Origin of the sequence: Streptomyces sp. NPDC058470 (assembly GCF_042721055.1) — a bacterium.
Classification (GTDB): Bacteria; Actinomycetota; Actinomycetes; order Streptomycetales; family Streptomycetaceae; genus Streptomyces.
The window spans coordinates 31008-51360 of the sequence record NZ_JBHXMF010000002.1; the positions used below are offsets into that span (position 1 = coordinate 31008).

General features: G+C 68.2%; 19 protein-coding genes. 4 read left to right on the forward strand and 15 right to left on the reverse strand.

The window, feature by feature from the left end:
- Positions 1 to 11: 11 nt before the first annotated feature.
- Genes nuoK through ACFWP7_RS01550 form a run of 11 tightly spaced genes read right to left on the reverse strand, consistent with a single transcriptional unit; the run spans position 12 to position 10818 of the window.
- A complete protein-coding gene (nuoK, locus tag ACFWP7_RS01500; protein WP_003974374.1) occupies positions 12 to 311 on the reverse strand; it encodes an NADH-quinone oxidoreductase subunit NuoK in 300 nt (99 codons plus the stop codon).
- Entirely contained in the window at positions 308 to 1123 is an 816-nt protein-coding gene (locus ACFWP7_RS01505) for an NADH-quinone oxidoreductase subunit J (protein WP_384374214.1), read from the reverse strand. The genes nuoK and ACFWP7_RS01505 overlap by 4 nt, the downstream gene beginning before the upstream one ends.
- Entirely contained in the window at positions 1120 to 1731 is a 612-nt protein-coding gene (nuoI, locus tag ACFWP7_RS01510; RefSeq protein ID WP_384374217.1) for an NADH-quinone oxidoreductase subunit NuoI, read from the reverse strand. The genes ACFWP7_RS01505 and nuoI overlap by 4 nt, the downstream gene beginning before the upstream one ends.
- On the reverse strand, positions 1724 to 3097 hold the full coding sequence (nuoH, locus tag ACFWP7_RS01515; protein ID WP_384374220.1) for an NADH-quinone oxidoreductase subunit NuoH: 1374 nt from the start codon (positions 3095 to 3097) through the stop codon (positions 1724 to 1726). Before nuoH ends, nuoI begins: the two co-directional genes overlap by 8 nt.
- Entirely contained in the window at positions 3094 to 5598 is a 2505-nt protein-coding gene (locus ACFWP7_RS01520; RefSeq protein WP_384374223.1) for an NADH-quinone oxidoreductase subunit G, read from the reverse strand. Before ACFWP7_RS01520 ends, nuoH begins: the two co-directional genes overlap by 4 nt.
- Positions 5595 to 6980, reverse strand: coding sequence for an NADH-quinone oxidoreductase subunit NuoF (gene nuoF / locus ACFWP7_RS01525; protein WP_384374226.1), 1386 nt, complete (start codon positions 6978 to 6980; stop codon positions 5595 to 5597). Before nuoF ends, ACFWP7_RS01520 begins: the two co-directional genes overlap by 4 nt.
- On the reverse strand, positions 6980 to 7819 hold the full coding sequence (nuoE, locus tag ACFWP7_RS01530; RefSeq protein WP_384374229.1) for an NADH-quinone oxidoreductase subunit NuoE: 840 nt from the start codon (positions 7817 to 7819) through the stop codon (positions 6980 to 6982). Before nuoE ends, nuoF begins: the two co-directional genes overlap by 1 nt.
- Complete coding sequence (locus ACFWP7_RS01535; RefSeq protein WP_384374232.1) at positions 7816 to 9159, reverse strand: NADH-quinone oxidoreductase subunit D; 1344 nt, start codon at positions 9157 to 9159, stop codon at positions 7816 to 7818. The genes nuoE and ACFWP7_RS01535 overlap by 4 nt, the downstream gene beginning before the upstream one ends.
- Positions 9156 to 9893: an NADH-quinone oxidoreductase subunit C gene (locus tag ACFWP7_RS01540; protein ID WP_384374235.1), complete on the reverse strand. Its 738-nt coding sequence runs from the start codon at positions 9891 to 9893 to the stop codon at positions 9156 to 9158. Before ACFWP7_RS01540 ends, ACFWP7_RS01535 begins: the two co-directional genes overlap by 4 nt.
- On the reverse strand, positions 9890 to 10444 hold the full coding sequence (locus ACFWP7_RS01545; RefSeq protein ID WP_301983200.1) for an NADH-quinone oxidoreductase subunit B family protein: 555 nt from the start codon (positions 10442 to 10444) through the stop codon (positions 9890 to 9892). The genes ACFWP7_RS01540 and ACFWP7_RS01545 overlap by 4 nt, the downstream gene beginning before the upstream one ends.
- Before the next feature lie 14 nt (positions 10445 to 10458).
- A complete protein-coding gene (locus ACFWP7_RS01550; RefSeq protein ID WP_365439105.1) occupies positions 10459 to 10818 on the reverse strand; it encodes an NADH-quinone oxidoreductase subunit A in 360 nt (119 codons plus the stop codon).
- A gap of 713 nt (positions 10819 to 11531) precedes the next feature.
- Here ACFWP7_RS01550 and ACFWP7_RS01555 point away from each other — a divergent pair.
- Positions 11532 to 12368: a C40 family peptidase gene (locus ACFWP7_RS01555; protein ID WP_384374238.1), complete on the forward strand. Its 837-nt coding sequence runs from the start codon at positions 11532 to 11534 to the stop codon at positions 12366 to 12368.
- Positions 12369 to 12706: 338 nt separating this feature from the next.
- Complete coding sequence (def, locus tag ACFWP7_RS01560) at positions 12707 to 13333, forward strand: peptide deformylase (protein ID WP_384374241.1); 627 nt, start codon at positions 12707 to 12709, stop codon at positions 13331 to 13333.
- A 29-nt stretch (positions 13334 to 13362) separates the two neighbouring features.
- On the opposite strand, the gene ACFWP7_RS01565 is transcribed toward def, so the two are convergent.
- Entirely contained in the window at positions 13363 to 14658 is a 1296-nt protein-coding gene (locus ACFWP7_RS01565) for a geranylgeranyl reductase family protein (RefSeq protein WP_384374244.1), read from the reverse strand.
- A gap of 98 nt (positions 14659 to 14756) precedes the next feature.
- Between ACFWP7_RS01565 and ACFWP7_RS01570 the strand changes: the two genes are divergently transcribed.
- Positions 14757 to 15263: a GNAT family N-acetyltransferase gene (locus ACFWP7_RS01570; protein ID WP_384374247.1), complete on the forward strand. Its 507-nt coding sequence runs from the start codon at positions 14757 to 14759 to the stop codon at positions 15261 to 15263.
- Between the two features lie 92 nt (positions 15264 to 15355).
- Positions 15356 to 15697, forward strand: a complete 342-nt coding sequence (locus tag ACFWP7_RS01575) for a PASTA domain-containing protein (RefSeq protein WP_384374250.1) — start codon at positions 15356 to 15358, stop codon at positions 15695 to 15697.
- A 7-nt stretch (positions 15698 to 15704) separates the two neighbouring features.
- Here ACFWP7_RS01575 and ACFWP7_RS01580 read toward each other — a convergent pair whose 3' ends face one another.
- From ACFWP7_RS01580 to ACFWP7_RS01590, 3 genes are all read right to left on the reverse strand, one after another.
- On the reverse strand, positions 15705 to 16400 hold the full coding sequence (locus ACFWP7_RS01580; protein WP_384374253.1) for a demethylmenaquinone methyltransferase: 696 nt from the start codon (positions 16398 to 16400) through the stop codon (positions 15705 to 15707).
- Positions 16401 to 16569: 169 nt separating this feature from the next.
- On the reverse strand, positions 16570 to 17931 hold the full coding sequence (locus ACFWP7_RS01585) for an acyltransferase (RefSeq protein ID WP_384374256.1): 1362 nt from the start codon (positions 17929 to 17931) through the stop codon (positions 16570 to 16572).
- Positions 17932 to 20250, reverse strand: coding sequence for a bifunctional polysaccharide deacetylase/glycosyltransferase family 2 protein (locus ACFWP7_RS01590; protein ID WP_384374258.1), 2319 nt, complete (start codon positions 20248 to 20250; stop codon positions 17932 to 17934).
- Positions 20251 to 20353: the final 103 nt, after the last annotated feature.

The following is a 20353-nucleotide window of genomic DNA, read 5'->3' on the forward strand; positions in this document are numbered from 1 at the left end:
TCAGCGACCCCTTACAGCTTCATCAGGCTGGCGTCGTCGACCGAGGCCGAGTGGCGGGAACGGAACAGCGACACGATGATCGCGAGCCCGACCACGACCTCCGCGGCGGCGACGACCATCGTGAAGAAGGCGATGATCTGGCCGTCGAGATTGCCGTGCATACGGGAGAAGGCGACGAACGCGAGGTTGCAGGCGTTGAGCATGAGCTCGATGCACATGAACACCACGATCGCGTTCCGTCTGATCAGCACACCGGTGGCGCCGATCGTGAACAAGAGGGCGGCGAGGTAGAGGTAGTTGACGGGATTCACTTCGACGCCTCCTCTGTCTTCGTGCGCTCCAGGCGTTCTTCGGCGCGCTGTTCCAGGGCCTTCAGGTCGCTCAGTGCCTCGGTCGACACGTCACGGATCTGGCCGCGGTCCCGCAGCGTCCTGTTGACCGTGAGCTCGGACGGTGTGCCGTCCGGGAGGAGGCCCGCGATGTCCACCGCGTTGTGCCGGGCATAGACACCGGGCGCCGGCAGCGGCGGCAGGTGCTTGCCCTCACGTACCCGCTTCTCGGACATCTCGCGCTGGGTCAGCGCCCGTTCGGTGCGCTCGCGGTGCGTGAGGACCATGGCACCGACGGCAGCCGTGATCAGCAGGGCGCCGGTGATTTCGAAGGCGAACACGTACTTCGTGAAGATGAGGGCCGCGAGGCCTTCCACATTCCCGCCCGCGTTCGCCGCGGCCAGGCCGTTGAACTCCGTGATGGACGCGTTGCCGATGCCCGCGAACAGCAGGATGCCGAAGCCGAGTCCGCACACCAGGGCCAGCCAGCGCTGCCCCTTGATGGTCTCCGTCAGGGAGTCCGCCGCGGTGACACCGACGAGCATGACCACGAAGAGGAACAGCATCATGATCGCGCCCGTGTAGACGACGATCTGCACGATGCCCAGGAAGTACGCGCCGTTGGCGAGGTAGAACACCGCCAGGATGATCATGGTCCCGGCGAGGGAGAGCGCACTGTGCACGGACTTCTTCATGAAGACGGTGGACAGCGCGCCGATCACGGCGACGGTGCCGAGGACCCAGAACTGGAAGGCCTCTCCGGTGGAGGTGGAGTAGGCGGCCAGGTTGCTCATGTGCCCACCCCCTCTTCCTCGGGCTTCTCGCCCCTGGAGACGGCGACCTGGCGCTCCGTACCGGGCGCGGCCTCCGTGACCAGTCCCCGGTAGTAGTCCTGCTCGTCCGTGCCGGGGAAGATCGAGTGCGGGCTGTCGACCATGCCCTCTTCGAGCCCGGCGAGCAGCTGCTCCTTGGTGTAGATCAGGTTGGCGCGGCTGCTGTCGGCGAGCTCGAACTCGTTCGTCATCGTCAGCGCGCGCGTGGGGCACGCCTCGATGCACAGGCCGCACAGGATGCAGCGGGCGTAGTTGATCTGGTAGACGACGCCGTACCGCTCGCCCGGCGAGTAGCGCTCCTCGTCGGTGTTGTCCGCGCCCTCCACATAGATGGCGTCCGCGGGGCAGGCCCAGGCGCACAGCTCGCAGCCGACGCACTTCTCCAGGCCGTCCGGGTGGCGGTTGAGCTGGTGCCGGCCGTGGAACCGCGGGGCGGTGGTCTTGGGCTGCTCCGGGTACTGCTCGGTCAGCCGCTTCTTGAACATGGCCTTGAAGGTCACGCCGAAGCCGGCAACGGGGTTCTGGAAGCCCGGCTTCGTCTGCCCGGTCTCCTTCGGCTCCTCAGCCATCGGACCCCTCCTTTCCGTCACGAGATCCGCCAGTTGGTCCGTCACTCGCAGTATCGGACCCACCACTGACAATCAACTCCCGCTCGCGGCGCGGACTGCGCCGTGGCACCGGTGGAAGCTCCTGCCCCGGCAGCGGCGGCACGGGGAATCCGCCGGCCATCGGGTCGAACGCCGGGGTCTCGGCGGGCACCTCCTCGGCTGCCTGCTTCTCCCGGAAGATGTCGGCGAGGAACGAGAGCAACAGCAGGGCGAGGACGCCGCCGCCGACGTACAACGCGATGTCGGCGAAGTCGTAGTTCTCGTTCCTGAGCGTCCGCACGGTCGCGACGAGCATCAGCCAGACCACGGAGACCGGGATGAGGACCTTCCAGCCGAGCTTCATCAGCTGGTCGTAGCGCACGCGTGGCAGCGTGCCGCGCAGCCAGATGAAGAAGAACAGCAGCAGCTGCACCTTCACCACGAACCAGAGCATCGGCCACCAGCCGTGGTTGGCGCCCTCCCAGAAGGTGCTGATGGGCCACGGGGCACGCCAGCCGCCCAGGAAGAGCGTGGTCGCCACTGCCGAGACGGTCACCATGTTCACGTACTCGGCGAGCATGAAGAGCGCGAACTTGATCGACGAGTACTCGGTGTTGAAGCCGCCGACCAGGTCGCCCTCGGACTCGGGCATGTCGAAGGGAGCGCGGTTGGTCTCGCCGATCATCGTCACGATGTAGATCAGGAAAGAGACCGGCAGCAGGACGATGTACCAGCGGTCCTGCTGCGCCTCGACGATGGTCGAAGTCGACATCGACCCGGAGTAGAGGAACACCGAGGCGAACGCGGCGCCCATGGCGATCTCGTACGAGATCATCTGCGCGCAGGACCGCAGACCGCCGAGCAGCGGGTACGTGGATCCGGAGCTCCAGCCCGCGAGCACGATCCCGTAGATGCCCACCGAGGCGACCGCGAGGATGAAGAGCATCGCGATCGGCAGGTCCGTGAGCTGCATCGTGGTGCGGTGGCCGAAGATCGAGACCTCGTTGCCGGAGGGCCCGAAGGGGATCACCGCGATCGCCATGAAGGCCGGGATGGCCGCGACGATCGGCGCGAGGACGTAGACCACCTTGTCCGCGCGTTTGACGATGAGGTCTTCCTTGAGCATCAGCTTCACGCCGTCGGCGAGCGACTGGAGCATGCCCCAGGGGCCGTGCCGGTTGGGGCCGATGCGCAGCTGCATCCAGGCGACGACCTTGCGCTCCCACACGATGGAGAAGAGCACGGTCACCATCAGGAAGGCGAAGCAGAAGACCGCTTTGACGACGACCAGCCACCAGGGGTCGGTGCCGAACATGGAGAGGTCTTCCGCGGCGAGGTACGGCGTCATGCCTCCACCTCCTTGGGGGCCTCGGTGGCGAGCGTCGCCGGGCCGATGCGGACGAGTGCGCCGGGCAGCGCCCCGGTGTCGGAGGCGACGCCCCCTCCGGTGGAGTTCAGCGGGAGCCAGACCACCCGGTCGGGCATCTCGGTGATCTGCAGCGGCAGTTCGACCACTCCGAAGAGGCCGGTCACGGCGAGGAGGTCGCCCTCCTTGACGCCCGCCTCGGCGGCCGTGGCGGGCGACACGCGTGCGCGTGCCGCGTGCCTGGTCCCGGCGAGCGCGTCGTCGCCCTCCTGGAGGCGGCCCTGGTCGAGCAGCAGGCGGTGCCCTGCGAGCACGGCCTCCCCCGTGGCGGGCCGCGGCAGCCCCACCGCGGTCTCCAGGGGATCGGTGGCCCGCGGCCCGTCCCAGGCGCCCAGCCGGTCCAGCTCCCCGCGCGCGGTGCGCAGGTCCGGCAGACCGAGGTGTACGTCCATGGCGTCGGCCAGCATCTGCAGGACGCGCGCGTCGCTGGGCGCCAGCCGGCGGATCATCTGGTCGGGCTTGAGCGCGGCCTCGAAGAGGCGTGCCCGGCCCTCCCAGTTGAGGAAGGTGCCCGCCTTCTCGACGACCGCGGCCACCGGGAGGACGACATCCGCGTGCTCGGTGACCTCACTGGGACGCAGTTCGAGCGACACCAGGAAGCCCACTTCGGAAAGTGCCGCGCGTGCGCGTGCCGGTTCGGGAAGGTCGGCGACCTCCACACCGGCGACGACCAGTGCCCGCAGCTCACCAGTGGCGGCCGCTTCGACGATCTGCCCGGTGTCGCGGCCGTGTCGGTGCGGGAGTTCGGAGACTCCCCAGGCCACCGCGACCTCGTCCCGCGCGCGCGGGTCGGTCGCCGGGCGTCCGCCCGGCAGCAGCGTGGGCAGCGCCCCCGCCTCGATCGCGCCGCGCTCACCGGCCCGGCGTGGAATCCACACCAACTGGGCTCCGGTCGCGGACGCGGCCCGGACGGCGGCGGTGAGTCCGCCCGCCACGGCGGCGAGCCGCTCTCCGACAGCGATCACCGAGCCTTCGGCCTGCAGCGCTTCGGCGGCCTTGGCCCCGTCGCCCTCCAGACCGAATCCGCTCGCGAGCGCGTCGAGCCACTCGGTCTCGGTGCCGGGTGCGGCGGGCAGCAGCGTGCCGCCCGCCTTCTCCAGACCGCGTGTCGCGTGCGTGGCGAGCGAGAAGGTCTTCTGCCCGTGCCCGCGCCACGCCTTGCGCAGCCGCAGGAAGACGCCGGGCGCCTCCTCCTCGGCCTCGAAACCGACGAGCAGGACGGCGGGCGCCTTCTCCAGAGAGGTGTACGTGACGCCCGTACCGTCGAGATCCCGTCCGCGCCCGGCGACCTTGGCGGCCAGGAAGTCGGCCTCCTCGCTGCTGTGCACGCGCGCGCGGAAGTCGATGTCGTTCGTGTCGAGGGCCACGCGCGCGAACTTGCTGTACGCGTAGGCGTCCTCGACGGTGAGACGGCCGCCGGTCAGTACACCGGTCCTGCCGCGAGCGGCCAACAGCCCCTGAGCGGCGGCTTCCAGGGCCTCGGGCCACGAAGCCGGCTCAAGGACACCCTCCGGGGAGCGCACCAGGGGCGTCTCGATCCGGTCCCGCTGCTGGGCGTACCGGAAGCCGAACCGCCCCTTGTCGCAGAGCCACTCCTCGTTGACCTCGGGGTCGGCAGACGCGAGGCGCCGCATGACCTTGCCGCGTCGGTGGTCGGTGCGGGTGGCACAGCCGCCTGAGCAGTGCTCGCAGACGGAGTGCGAGGAGATGAGGTCGAAGGGGCGCGAGCGGAAGCGATACGCCGCCGAGGTCAGGGCGCCCACCGGGCAGATCTGGATGGTGTTCCCGGAGAAGTACGACTCGAAGGGGTCGCCCTCTCCGGTGCCGATCTGCTGGAGCGCGCCCCGCTCGACCATCTCGATCATCGGGTCGCCGGCGATCTGGTTGCTGAACCGGGTGCACCGGGCGCACAGCACGCACCGCTCACGGTCGAGCAGTACCTGCGTGGAGATCGGGACCGGCTTCTCGTACGTCCTCTTCTTGCCCTCGAAGCGGGACTCGGCCTGGCCGTGCGACATCGCCTGGTTCTGCAGGGGGCACTCGCCGCCCTTGTCGCAGACCGGGCAGTCCAGCGGGTGGTTGATGAGCAGCAGCTCCATCACCCCGTGCTGGGCCTTTTCGGCGACGGGCGAGGTCAGGTGGGTCTTGACGACCATCCCGTCCGTACAGGTGATCGTGCAGGACGCCATGGGCTTGCGCTGGCCCTCGATCTCGACGATGCACTGGCGGCAGGCGCCGACCGGGTCGAGGAGCGGGTGATCACAGAACCGCGGGATCTCGATGCCGAGTTGCTCGGCGGCCCGGATGACCAGGGTGCCCTTGGGCACGCTGATCTCCACGCCGTCGATCGTCAGCGCGACGAGGTCCTCCGGCGGGACCGCCGCCTCCCCGCCTCCGGAGGGAGCGCTGGTGGTCACTGTCATGCGTTCACCTCCGTGTGGTGGTCCGCCCAGACGGTCGACTTGGCGGGGTCGAAGGGGCAGCCGCGGCCCGTGATGTGCTGCTCGTACTCCTCGCGGAAGTACTTGAGCGAGGAGAAGATCGGCGAGGCGGCGCCGTCACCGAGGGCGCAGAACGACTTGCCGTTGATGCTGTCGGCGATGTCGTTCAGCTTGTCGAGGTCGGACATGGCGCCCTTGCCTGCCTCGATGTCGCGCAGCAACTGCACGAGCCAGTACGTGCCTTCGCGGCACGGTGTGCACTTGCCGCAGGACTCGTGGGCGTAGAACTCGGTCCAGCGGGTGACCGCCCGTACGACACAGGTCGTCTCGTCGAAGCACTGGAGCGCCTTGGTGCCGAGCATGGAACCCGCGGCGCCCACTCCTTCGTAGTCAAGAGGGACGTCGAGGTGCTCGTCGGTGAACATCGGGGTCGAGGAGCCGCCCGGTGTCCAGAACTTCAGCTGGTGTCCGGAGCGGATTCCGCCGCTCATGTCGAGGAGTTGGCGGAGCGTGATGCCGAGCGGGGCCTCGTACTGGCCCGGATTGGTGACGTGGCCGCTGAGCGAGTAGAGCGTGAAGCCCGGGGACTTCTCGCTGCCCATCGACCGGAACCATTCCTTGCCCTTTTGCAGAATGGCGGGAACTGAGGCGATCGATTCGACGTTATTTACCACAGTTGGGCACGCATAGAGGCCTGCCACAGCAGGGAAAGGGGGACGGAGCCGCGGTTGACCACGGCGGCCTTCGAGCGAGTCGAGCAGCGCGGTCTCCTCACCGCAGATGTACGCGCCTGCGCCCGCGTGCACGGTGAGCTGGAGGTCGAGTCCGCTGCCCAGGATGTTCTCGCCGAGGTAGCCCGCCGCGTAGGCCTCGCGTACGGCCTCGTGCAACCGTCGCAATACAGGGACCACTTCACCACGTAGATAGATGAAGGCATGCGAAGACCGGATGGCATAACACGCGATCACAATGCCCTCGATGAGGCTGTGCGGGTTCGCGAAGAGGAGCGGGATGTCCTTACAGGTTCCCGGCTCCGACTCGTCGGCGTTGACAACTAGATAGTGTGGTTTGCCATCGCCCTGGGGAATGAACTGCCACTTCATTCCGGTAGGGAATCCGGCACCGCCGCGGCCACGCAGACCGGAGTCCTTGACGTAGGCGATCAGGTCGTCCGGCGACATGGCGAGCGCCTTGCGCAGACCCTCGTACCCCTCGTGCCTTCGGTAGACGTCCAGAGTCCAGGACTTCTCCTCGTCCCAGAAGGCCGACAGCACGGGTGCGAGCAGTTTCTCGGGGCTCGTCTCGCCCCCACGGTCGAATTCGCTCGCGTGGGCGGTGCCCCCGTTTTCGGGTGCCAAGGTCATCACTCCCCCTCCTCGACAGGACCCGCCGGGTGGGACGGGTCGGACGCCGACGTGTCCTGCGGCGCGTCGTGTGAGCTCAGGTGCTCGGCGGGCGGCTGGTCCTGGGGACCACGACCACGCGGATGTACTACGCGCGCAGGCTGCGTCTCGCCCTTGGCCAGGCGCAGCCCGATCAGTGAGGCCGGTCCCGCACTGCCGCCCGCCTCGACGGCGCCCTCGCGCTCGTCGGGGAAGCCCGCCAGGATCCGGGCGGTCTCCTTGAAAGTGCACAGGGGGGCGCCCCGGGTCGGATCGACGGGGGCTCCCGCGCGCAGGTCGTCCACAAGGCGCTTCGCGGAGGCCACGGTCTGGTTGTCGAAGAACTCCCAGTTGACCATCACGACCGGCGCGAAGTCGCAGGCCGCGTTGCACTCGATGTGCTCCAGGGTGACCTTGCCGTCGTCGGTGGTCCCGCCGTTGCCGACGCCCAGGTGATCCTGGAGGGCCTCGAAGATGGCGTCGCCGCCCATGACCGCGCACAGGGTGTTGGTGCACACACCCACCTGGTAGTCACCGCTCGGCCCGCGCCGGTACATGGAGTAGAAGGTCGCGACCGCGGCGACCTCGGCCGTGGTCAGGTCGAGGACCTCCGCGCAGAACCGCTGCCCCGTGCGCGTGACGTGGCCCTCCTCCGACTGCACGAGATGCAGCAACGGAAGGAGCGCCGAGCGGGAGTCCGGGTAGCGGGCGATGATCTCGCGCGCGTCGGTTTCGAGCCGGGCTCGGACGTCGTCCGGGTAGGCGGGCGCGGGCAGTTGGGGCATGCCCAGGCCTACACCCTGGGAGGGAGTGGTGGTCACCGGTCGACGCCTCCCATCACGGGGTCGATGGACGCGACGGCGACGATGACGTCGGCGACCTGGCCGCCCTCGCACATCGCCGCCATGGCCTGAAGGTTGGTGAAGGACGGGTCGCGGAAGTGGACCCGGAAGGGGCGGGTGCCTCCGTCGGAAACGGCGTGCACCCCGAGTTCGCCCTTGGGTGACTCGACCGCCACGTACGTCTGTCCCGGCGGGACGCGGAAGCCTTCGGTCACCAGCTTGAAGTGGTGGATCAGGGCCTCCATGGAGGTGCCCATGATCTTTTTGATGTGGTCGAGGGAGTTGCCGAGACCGTCGGGTCCGAGCGCGAGCTGGGCGGGCCAGGCGATCTTCTTGTCGGTGACCATGACCGGGCCGGGCTGCAGCCGGTCCAGGCACTGCTCGACGATGCGCAGGGACTGGCGCATCTCCTCCAGGCGGATCAGGAAGCGCCCGTAGGAGTCGCAGGTGTCGGCGGTCGGGACCTCGAAGTCATAGGTCTCGTAGCCGCAGTAGGGCTGCGACTTGCGCAGGTCGTGCGGCAGGCCCGCGGAGCGCAGGACCGGGCCGGTGGCGCCGAGGGCCATACAGCCGGCCAGGTCGAGATAGCCCACGTCCTGCATACGGGCCTTGAAGATGGGGTTCCCGGTGGCGAGCTTGTCGTACTCGGGAAGGTTCTTCGTCATCTTCTTCACGAACTCGCGGATCTGGTCCACCGCGCCCGGCGGCAGGTCCTGGGCGAGTCCGCCGGGGCGGATGTACGCGTGGTTCATCCGCAGGCCGGTGATCAGTTCGTAGATGTCGAGAATGAGTTCACGATCTCGGAAGCCGTAGATCATGATCGTGGTGGCGCCCAGTTCCATACCGCCGGTGGCGATGCACACCAGGTGGGAGGAGATCCGGTTCAGCTCCATCAGGAGCACGCGGATGATCGTGGCGCGGTCGGGGATCTGGTCCTCGATGCCGAGGAGCTTCTCGACGGCGAGACAGTAGGCCGCCTCGTTGAAGAACGGCGTCAGATAGTCCATGCGCGTCACGAACGTGGTGCCCTGCGTCCACGTGCGGAACTCGAGGTTCTTCTCGATGCCGGTGTGCAGATAGCCGATGCCGCAGCGGGCCTCGGTGACCGTCTCGCCGTCGATCTCCAGGATGAGCCGGAGCACGCCGTGGGTGGACGGGTGCTGCGGACCCATGTTGACGATGATGCGCTCGTCGTCGGACTTCGCGGCGGACTGGACGACCTCGTCCCAGTCACCGCCGGTGACCGTATATACGGCGCCCTCGGTCGTCTCACGGGCCGCGGCGGCGGACGCGCCGGGGGAAGGGGTCTGCGTGCTCATGAGTACGACCTCCGCTGGTCCGGAGCCGGGATCTGGGCGCCCTTGTACTCGACGGGGATGCCGCCGAGGGGGTAGTCCTTGCGCTGCGGGAAGCCCGGCCAGTCGTCCGGCATCATGATCCGCGTCAGCGCCGGGTGACCGTCGAAGATCAGCCCGAAGAAGTCGTACGTCTCGCGCTCGTGCCAGTCGTTCGTCGGGTACACGGAGACGAGCGAGGGGACGTGCGGGTCGGCGTCAGGGGCGCTGACCTCCAGGCGGATCAGCCGGTTGTGGGTGATCGAGCGCAGGTGGTAGACGGCGTGCAGTTCGCGGCCCTTGTCGTGCAGGTAGTGGACCCCTGAGACGCCGGTGCACAGTTCGAAGCGCAGAGCCGGGTCGTCGCGCAGGGTCTGGGCGACGCGGAGCAGGTACTCGCGTTCGATGTGGAAGGTGATCTCGTCGCGGTCGACGATCGTCTTGTCGATCACGTTCTCGGGGACGAGTCCCTGTTCCTCCAGGGCGCCTTCCAGTTCGTCGGCGACCTCGTCGAACCAGCCGCCGTACGGGCGGGTGGTCGGGCCCGGCAGCCGGATCGAGCGGACCAGGCCGCCGTAACCGGAGGTGTCACCGCCGTTGTTGGCGCCGAACATGCCGCGCTGGACCCGGATCTCCTCGCCGCCCTCGCCACGACGGCCGGGCAGGTTGGAAGCGCCGAGATCCTTCTCGGGGTTGACCCCGTTGCTGGCGTCGCTCACCGCAGCAGCCCCTTCATCTCGATGGTGGGGAGCGCCTTGAGCGCCGCTTCCTCCGCCTCGCGGGCCGCCTCCTCGGCGTTCACGCCGAGCTTGGAGGTCTGGATCTTCTGGTGGAGCTTGAGAATCGCGTCGATCAGCATCTCGGGCCGCGGCGGGCAACCGGGCAGATAGATGTCGACCGGGACGATGTGGTCGACTCCCTGCACAATCGCGTAGTTGTTGAACATTCCACCCGATGAGGCACAAACCCCCATGGAGATCACCCACTTGGGGTTGGGCATCTGGTCGTAGACCTGCCGCAGCACCGGCGCCATCTTCTGGCTGACCCGGCCGGCGACGATCATCAGGTCCGCCTGCCGCGGTGATCCGCGGAAGACCTCCATACCGAAGCGCGCCAGGTCGTAGCGTCCGGCGCCGGTCGTCATCATCTCGATGGCGCAGCAGGCGAGTCCGAACGTGGCGGGGAAGACGGACGACTTACGCACCCAGCCCGCGGCCTGCTCGACGGTGGTCAGCAGGAATCCGCTCGGCAGTTTTTCTTCGAGTCCCATGTCTTAAAGGCCCCTCAGTCCCATTCCAGACCGCCGCGCCGCCATACGTACGCGTACGCGACAAAGACGGTGAGCACGAAGAACAACATCTCCACGAGCCCGAAAACACCCAGGGCGTCGAAGGTGACGGCCCAGGGGTAGAGGAAGACGATCTCGATGTCGAAGACGATGAAGAGCATCGCCGTCAGGTAGTACTTGATGGGGAAGCGCCCGCCGCCGGCCGGCGTGGGGGTCGGCTCGATACCGCACTCGTAGGCCTCAAGCTTGGCTCGGTTGTAACGCTTTGGACCGATAAGCGTGGCCATGACCACGGAGAAGATCGCAAAGCCTGCCCCGAGGGCTCCCAGTACGAGGATCGGCGCATACGCGTTCACGCTCCTCGCTCCTCTCAGTCGGCGTTGACTGCTGGCGGTTGCGTCGGACAGGCACTCCTGCCCCGCGTGCTTCACGAACTCCATCCGTCCCGGCGAAGATCGCGCACATGTGAAGCAGGTCACAAGCCCAACTGCCCCGCATCTTATGCCCGCCGGTCTGTGATCTGCGACACGGGGTACGACAACGACTTTGTGATCTCCACCACCTGGCGAACGATCATGAAGTCGGACGAGCGTCGATCTTCGTACGTGAAGCGTCCGACCGGTCACGAGAGGTGATATTTCCGCTCGTCACCCCAGGTCCAGGACGACGTCTCCATATCAAGAGAATTCCGCCGCATGCAAATTGGTGCTGGACGCACGGCCTTGATAGAGGGCGCGTTCACACGCCAGAGGGAGGGCGACGGACGGATGTGGACGCGTGCACGCGTTCACGGACGGCGACGGCCGGGGAGCCCGCGCGAGACGCCGTCGCCGCGGTGACCGTTCCGTGACCTGCGCCACATCTCCCTATGGTCCAAATAAGCCGGGCTTGGCCATCGATCCAACCGGTGATAGGCGACGGGCAATCCGGACGTAATGCGGAAAGCCCATGATCACGGGCTTGATGGGCGGTGTCCGCAATGCCCGTTACGGCGTCAATAAGGAGTGACGCCAGGTGAATTCGACACAGGGATTGAACAACTGTGGCGCAGCACACGTTTCTTGAAGGTATGAGGGAGTCCCTGGTACCGGTTGTTCTCATGTCCCACACCGCTCACATACGTAGCCACCGGAAACCCCGCCGCAACGGGTCGACGCTCGCGATGCGCGCCGGAGTTGCCGGTGGCGTTCTCAGCACCCTGGCAGTGGCCGGGGCGTCCGGTTCGGCGAACGCTGCCGAGTCGTCCACGACCCAGACGCTCGACCTGTCCGCTCTGACGGCCGACCTGGCCACTCAGATCGCGCAGTCCGCGGACGCCACCCAGCAGGCCGCCGCGAACTACGAGCTGGAGGCGGAGCGTGACGCTGCCGCCGCCGAGGCCGCGCAGCAGGCGAAGACGGACCTCGCCGACGCGAAGGCGAAGGCGGCGGCCAAGAAGAAGGCTGCCGACGAGGCCGCGCGCAAGGCCGCCGCCGCCGAGGCCGCCTCGCGCTCCTCGGAGCGGACCACCCTGTCCGCCTCGACGTCCACGACTGTCTCCGCCCCGGCCAGCGGCAGTGTCGCGACCGTCATCGCCTTCCTCCAGGCGCAGGTCGGCGACGCGTACGTGATGGGCGGCACCGGCCCCAACTCGTGGGACTGCTCCGGTCTCGTGCAGGCCGCGTTCAGGCAGGCCGGCGTGGACCTGCCGCGCGTCTCGAGTGACCAGTCGACGGCCGGTACGCCGGTCTCGCTGTCCAACCTCGCGGTCGGCGACATCCTGTACTGGGGCTCGGCCGGTTCGGCGTACCACGTGGGTGTGTACATCGGCGGCGGCCAGTACCTCGACGCGGCCAACCCCTCCAAGGGTGTGGTGATTCAGGACCTTTCGGGCTACCCGGCCACCGGTGCGGTGCGCGTTCTCTGAGCTGAGTCGCAGCATCGAGCCGAGTCGCGCGATTGGGTCGCGTCGCACGATTCTTCGCGGTTGAGGGCCGTCGTTCGGGAGAGCGGCGGTCCTTTCGCCGCGCCCGGTGTGCTGCTGGCGCTGTGCGGGGTGCGCTGTGGCGCCGCGCCCGGTGCGCTGTGGCGCCGCGCCCGGTGTGCTGCTGGCGCTGTGCGGGGTGCGCTGTGCCAGGTGTTCTGTGGCGCTGTGCCAGGTGTTCTGCTGTTGTGGAGCCGCAAGGCTCCCCACGAGGGCCCACAAGGGTTCACAGGGGGCCCACAAGGGTTCACAACAGCCCCGCACCTGAAGGAGACACAGCCATGCCCCGAGTGTTCGTACAGGGCAAGCCCGTCGACTCGTATCCGGCACTCTCGCCGGAGGCCCGGCGCGGGGTGGTGCGCCGGATCACCGAGGTCGGGGAGGAGGTGCTGCACCGGCCGTGCCGTGACGTGACCGAGTTCGGTCCCGATCTCGCCGCGCTCATCGGCGACATGTTCCTGACGATGCGTGTCGCGGACGGAGCGGGCCTCGCCGCCAATCAGGTGGGCGTCGATCTGCGCCTGTTCGTGTACGACTGCCCGGACGACGACGGAGTCCGGCATGTCGGCCATATCGCCAACCCGGTCCTGGATCAGCTCGCCCCGGCCGGACGGCGGCTCCTCGACGAGGGCGAAGGATGCCTGTCGGTGCCGGGTGCCGTCATGGACGTACCCCGCCCCGATCGCGCCGTCGTGCGCGGCTTCGACAAGGACGGGAACGCCCTCACGATCGAGGGAACGGGGTATTTCGCCCGCTGCCTCCAGCACGAGACCGACCACGTCAACGGGCAGGTCTACCTGGACCGGCTCTCCAAGCGGGAACGGCGGGACGCGCTGAGGCAGATGGAGGACCGGCGTGAGCGGGTCGTCGCCCGGCGCGCGGTCAGGACAGCGGAACTCGACCGCTGATCAGGCCTTGGCCCTGGAGCGCACGTTGATCATGATTTCGGAGCCACCTTCGACAGTCCGTTGATGATGCGGTCCATCGCGTCGCCGCCCGTCGGGTCCGTCAGGTTGGCGAGCATCTTCAGCGTGAACTTCATCAGGAGGGGGTGGGTCAGGCCGCGCTCCGCCGCGATCTTCATGACCTTCGGGTTGCCGATGAGCTTCACGAAGGCGCGGCCGAGGGTGTAGTAGCCGCCGTAGGTGTCCTTGAGCACGCGCGGGTAGCGCTGGAGGGCCAGTTCACGCTGGCCGGGGGTGGCTCGCGCGTGCGCCTGGACAATCACGTCGGCGGCGATCTGCCCGGACTCCATGGCGTAGGCGATGCCCTCGCCGTTGAAAGGGTTCACCAGGCCGCCGGCGTCACCGACCAGCAGCAGCCCCTTGGTGTAGTGCGGTTGGCGGTTGAAGGCCATGGGGAGGGCGGCGCCGCGGATCGGGCCCGTCATGTTGTCCGGGGTGTAACCCCAGTCCTCCGGCATCGAGGCGCACCAGGCCTTGAGGACTTCGCGCCAGTCCAGTTCCTTGAAGGAGTCGGAGGTGTTCAGGACTCCGAGGCCGACGTTCGACGTGCCGTCGCCCATCCCGAAGATCCAGCCGTAGCCGGGGAGAAGACGGTCCTCGGCCCCCCGGCGGTCCCAGAGCTCCAGCCAGGACTCCAGGTAGTCGTCCTCGTGACGCGGCGAGGTGAAGTACGTACGGACCGCGACGCCCATCGGGCGGTCCTCGCGGCGGTGCAGGCCCATCGCCAGGGAGAGGCGGGTGGAGTTGCCGTCGGCCGCGACGACCAGTGGCGCGTGGAAGGTGACCTCGCGCTTCTCGCCCGAGTCGCCCAGCTTCGCGTGGACGCCCGTGATGCGGCCGGTGCGGTCGTCGATGATCGGGGCGCCGACGTTGCAGCGCTCGTAGAGGCGCGCGCCCGCCTTCTGGGCCTGGTGCGCGAGCTGCTCGTCGAAGTCGTCGCGCTTGCGGACGAGTCCGTAGTCGGGGAAGGAGGCGAGATCCGGCCAGTCGAGCTGGAGGCGGACGCCACCGCCGATGATGCGCAGGCCCTTGTTGCGGAGCCAGCCGGCCTCTTCCGAGATGTCGATGCCCATGGAGACGAGCTGCTTGGTGGCGCGCGGGGTCAGTCCGTCGCCGCACACCTTCTCCCGTGGGAACGCGGTCTTCTCCAGGAGCAGGACGTCGAGTCCGGCCTTGGCCAGGTAGTACGCAGTGGTCGAACCGGCTGGCCCGGCCCCGACGACAATGACGTCGGCGGTGTTTTCGGAGAGGGGCTGGGGCTCGGTCACGGCGGGTTCTCCCCAAGATTCGCAATCAACGTGCCGACGGGCACTGGACATGGGCAGTCTATGCAGCGGTACTGATCACCTGGCTGAAGGGCTGCCCCGTGAACCGAGCTCTCCCCGACGTGACACTCCGAGTCCCCACCGACGAGGACGCCTTCGCCTGGCACCGGATCTTCGCCGACCCGGAAGTCATGGAGTTCCACGGGGGCAGAAGGGCCGAGCTGTCCGTGTACGAGGAGCTCACCGCGCGGCAGCGCCGGCACGACGCGGAGCTGGGTTTCTGTCTGTGGACCCTGGTCGGCTCCCAGGGTGAGGTGCTGGGGTTCACCGGCGCGCAGCCATGGCCGTACGCGTGGGGGCCGACGGGGCAGATCGAGATCGGCTGGCGGCTCGGCCGGGCGCACTGGGGCAAGGGGTACGTGACGGCCGCCGCGCGCACCACCCTGGAGCGGCTCCGCGCGGCGGGCGTCTCCGATGTCGTCGCCGTGGTCGACTCGCGCAACGAACGCTCCATCGCCGTGACGAGACGGCTCGGCATGGAGTTCGCGGAGGCGGTCACGTCACCGGCCTCGCCCCTGCCGGCCCACAGGTTCCATCTGGCCCTCTGACGGCCGCGGAACGGCCACCGGCCCATCGCCCGACGGCTTCCGGAAGGGCACGGCCGGGGCTTACCCTTCCGGTACCGCTGGGGGTGACGTCCGTGCGCCTGACACCCAAGACACCCGAAGTGCGCGTACCGCGGCTCGTGGGCCTGATGGCTGTGGACGCGCGTGAGACGGCCGAAGCGCGAGGTGTGCTGCTCGCCGCGCCCGACCGGCCCGACTTCCATCTCACGGTCGTCGACTATGTCGTACGGCAGTATCCGCCGCCCGATGCGGAGGTGCCGCGCGGCACCGTGATCACCGTGTGGTTCGACTTCGGGGACGCCGAGGGCGGCGGGGGCGCGGGGGTGCACGAGCCGCGCCGGACCGGTCCCCCGCCGGGCGGTCTGTACCGCGAACTCGACGAACCGGGCCACCCGTTCGAGGTCCTCAGGTACTGAGCCTTGGTCAGGAGGTCTTGAAACCCCGGTGCAGTGCCACGACCCCGCCCGTCAGGTTCCGCCACGCCACCTTGGACCAGCCCGCCTTGCGCAGGCGCTCGGCCAGCGCGGGCTGGTCGGGCCAGGCTCGGATGGACTCGGCGAGATAGACGTACGCGTCGGGGTTGGAGGAGACGGCGCGGGCGACCGGCGGCAGCGCGCGCATCAGGTACTCGGTGTAGACGGTGCGAAAGGGCGCCCACGTCGGGTGCGAGAACTCGCAGATCACGACCCGACCGCCGGGCTTGGTCACCCGGTACAGCTCGCGCAGCGCCGCGTCCGTGTCCTGCACGTTGCGCAGCCCGAAGGAGATCGTGACCGCGTCGAAGGTGTCGTCCTTGAAGGGCAGCCTCGTCGCGTCGCCCGCCGTCAGCGGCAGCCAGGGGTGGTTCTTCTTGCCGACGCGGAGCATCCCGAGGGAGAAGTCGCAGGGGACGACGTACGCGCCGGTGCGGGCGAAGGGGAGGGACGAGGTGGCCGTGCCCGCCGCCAGGTCCAGGATCTTCTGGGCGGGCCGCGCGTCGACCGCCTTCGCGACCTCCTTGCGCCACACCCGGTCCTGGCCGAGGGAGAGCACGTCGTTCGTCAGATCGTAGCGTTCCGCGACGTCGTCGAACATCGAGGCGACTTCGTGCGGCTGCTTGTTCAGGGATGCGCGGGTCACGCCCCCATTGTGGCAGTACGGGCCGGGCGACTCTCCAGCGCCCGGCCCGTACGCCGGTCTCCAACAAAACGGTCTTAACGGTCTACGGGCTTAACGGGCTACGGGCTTACGGCCCACGGGCTACGGGCTACGGGCTACGGCCCACGGCCCACGGCCCACGGCCTACGGCCTACGGCAGCAGCTTCGGCTTCTTCTTCGCCGCGACGTCCTCGACCCAGCCGAAGAGCGGGATCGCGATCCAGATCAGCACCCAGCCGATGCCGAACATGAACCACTGGCTCTCCAGCGGCAGCCATTTCTCGAACGCGGGAACCTTCCAGAACTGGTCGATCAGTGGAACCGCCAGTACCAGTGCGATCTCGTGCCAGAGATAGATCGTCACGGCCCGCCCATTGAAGATCGTCACGATCCTGTCGAGCCGTTTGAAGCGGGCCAGCCACGCGAAGTCGACGTCGTAGTACGCCTTGAAGTACATCAGGAGGGTCACGAAGCCGGCCGACCAGAAGGCCTGGGCGAGCGGGATCTCGTCCAGGTCGTACGTCCCGAACTCCCCTTGGTGGGCGAAGGCGTACCAGCCGCCGTACGCCAGCGCGGCCAGCGACGCCAGGACCACCGGCGGAGGTCTCAGCCGCTGGAGCACGCCTTCGCGGTGCGCGAAGCCGACGAGCCAGCAGAACAGATAGGTGGCCAGGTCCGTGATCGCGCTGCCGAAGCGGTTCCACGGCGGCGTCCACCCGTACTGGAACACCACGATCGGAACGAGGGAGAGCAGCAGGACCGGAATCGGCGCCTTCCGGAAGATCCGCAGGAGCAACGGCGACAGCAGCACGAACCAGAGGTACGTCCGCAGGTACCAGAGGATCTCCCAGGCCTGGACGCCCCAGTGGTTGCCTGGCGGGTCACCGAGCGGCACAACCCAGAAGACGATCTGCCAGCCCGGCATCCAGTCGTGGATCAGCATCGCCACCACGACGAAGAACCCCCAGAACCAGAACGGCGGAAGCAGCCGCCGCATCCGGCTCCTGACCACCTTGAGCGCCGGGCGCTCCAGGGACTTGGCCATCAGCGTGCCGGCCAGCGCGAACATCACGCCCATCGACGGGAAGACCAGGCCCGCCCATGCCCATCCGAAGGTGTGGTACGCCACCACACGGACGAGCGCCACGGCGCGCAGCGCGTCGAAGTAGCGGTCACGGCCGGCGGCCTTCGGCTTGGGCGGTGGCTCCGGACCCGGCTCCGACTCCGGCTCTTCCGGTACGAGGTCCGGGGGCTTGGGCCGTACGGGCGTCAACTGGGCGGTGGTAGAGACCCGTTCCGGCTCCTCGGGAACGTACTGCCAGGGCTGCTCGTAGGGTTCGTAAGGCGCGGTCGGCTGCGCGTACGGCTGCTGTGCGTACCCCTGGTCGAACTGCTGCGGGTACCCCTGCGAATACGGCTGAGACGGCTCCCCGTACCCGTACCTCTCCTGGCCGTATCCCTGTTGTTGCCCCTGTTGCCCCTGCTGCCCCGGTTGCTCCGCCCCCCAGCTCATCTAGCTCACCCCCGCCGGAGTCCCGACCTCGCCCGTGCGCTTGAGCTTCTGCCAGCGGAGTCGTCCGCCTGTCAGGGCCGTGACGCTGGAGTGGATCAGGACCAGGTACATCATCTGGCGGTAGGCGAGTTGCTGGAGCGGCATCATCGCGAGGTAGCGGTACTTCTCCTTGTCGAGGCGGAACGCGTAGGCCGCGCAGAAGAGTTGGATACCGAGGACGGCCAGCCAGGCGAGCAGCGCCGCCTTGAAGTCCACGAAGATCATCGAGTAGACGGTGAACACGTCGATGAGCGGCGCGAAGATCGGCGTGAAGATCTGGAAGACCACGACGAGCGGCATGCCGACGCGGCCGAAGCGGCCCGAAGGTCCCCTGTCCGTAAGGGACTTGCGGTGCTTCCACAGCGCCTGCATGGTGCCGTACGACCAGCGGTAGCGCTGCGACCACAGCTGCTTGAAGGAACCCGGCGCCTCCGTCCAGGCGATGGCGTGCTCCTGGTAGACGACCCGCCAGCCGCCGCGGTGCATGGCGATGGTGATGTCGGTGTCCTCGGCGAGCGTGTCCTCGCTCATGCCGCCGACCTCAAGGACCGCGTCCCGGCGGAACGCGCCGATCGCGCCCGGAATGGTAGGCATGCAGCGCAGCAGGTCGTACATGCGGCGGTCGAGGTTGAAGCCCATCACGTACTCGATGTGCTGCCAGGCGCCGATGAGGGTCTTGCGGTTGCCGACCTTGGCGTTGCCCGCGACCGCGCCGATCTCCGGGCGCGCGAAGGGCTGCACGAGCTGGTGCACCGCGTCCGGCTCGAAGACGGTGTCGCCGTCCATCATCACGACGATGTCGTAACTCGCGTTGCGCACACCGTTGTTGAGGGCGGCTGGCTTGCCCGCGTTCTCCTGCCGGATGACCCGGACGTTCGGCATGCCGAGCGACTCCGCGATCTCCTTGGTGCCGTCCGTGGAGCCGTCGTCGACGACGATGATCTCGATCGGATGGGTGCTCTCGGCCAGCGAGCGGAGCGTGTTGGCGATGCACTCCTTCTCGTTGTACGCGGGCACGATCACGGTCACCGGCCTGGTGACCGTCGGCCCCCAACTGAACTCGCCGCGCTTGCCGCGTTTCCTGTTGCGCTGTCTGTGGTGCCGGCGGGCGAGGATCAGCATCATGCCGAACCTGCCCATGACGGCGAAGCCGACGACGCCCAGGAACCAGGCGAGTACCGGTACGACCCACTCGGCGACCGCGACCGCCGCGACGAGCGCCTTGCCCTCGTAGAGGATGGCGCCGGTGGCCTTGGTGTGGGCCGACTGCTCGGTGTTCCGGCCGGCGGCGCCCTGCGCCGCCGGTGGCTGCTGACCTGACTGGGCGGCCTGACCGGACTGGGCTGCCTGACCGGGCTGCTGAGCGACTCCGACGGCCTCGGCGTCGGCCGAGTCCTGACTGCGCAGCTTGGCCTCGACGCCGCTGACCGTGGTGAAGGAGTACCCCTTCGCCTTCATGTCCTTGATGTACGTGCCGAGCGCCTTGACCGTCTGCGCGCGGTCGCCGCCCGCGTCGTGCATGAGGACGACGGCGCCCTTGTCGTCCTTCGGCGTGGCCCCCTGGATGATCTTCGAGACACCCGGCTGCATCCAGTCGTCGCTGTCGTCGTCGACGAAGACGGTGGTGTAGTCCAGGGCGCCGACCTCCTCGTAGACCGGCCAGCTGTAGTTGTCGACGGCGTCGATCTCGGCGGAGTACGGGGCCCGGAACAGCGTCGTCTGGATCCCCGCGGCACCCGCCAGTGCGAGCTGCGTCTGTTTCAACTCGCGCTGGAGCCGATCCGTGCTCTGGTAGGAGAGGTCGACGTGCGTGAAGGTGTGGATGCCCACCTCGTTGCCCTGGGCCACCAGGTCCTTCACGATGCCCGGATAGCGCGAGACCGCCGAACCGACCTCGAAGAACGTGGCGTTTACGTCGTTCTCCTCAAGGATCTTGAGGATCTGGGGAGTCCAGGTCGGGTTGGGACCGTCGTCGAAGGTGAGCACGATGGTCTTGTCGGGCACGGACTGCGTCTTCTCCGCGCCGTCGTCGAACGTCAGGATGGGGCCGCCGTCAAGGACCTTCTGGGGAACCTTGTCGTAGGCCGCGCCGTCGCGGATGCGCGAGTCGTTGCCGATCTCCGAGCGCAGATAGCCGTCCAGGAGCATCACGCTGGAGAGGGCCAGCAGGAGCAGCACGGCAAGGATGACACGCGGTTTCTGCAGCGCCGCGGCCCTGCCGGCGGCCCGCTCCATCCTGGAGGGGGCCCGTCGGCGGCCGCGCGAGGTCGTCGTAGTCATAAGTGTCGGTGCGCTCCGGTCAGTTGGCGCCGGTGGAGGCGGACGCGGAGGCGGACGCGGAGGCGGACGCGGAGGCGGACGCGGAGGCGGACGCGGAGGCGGA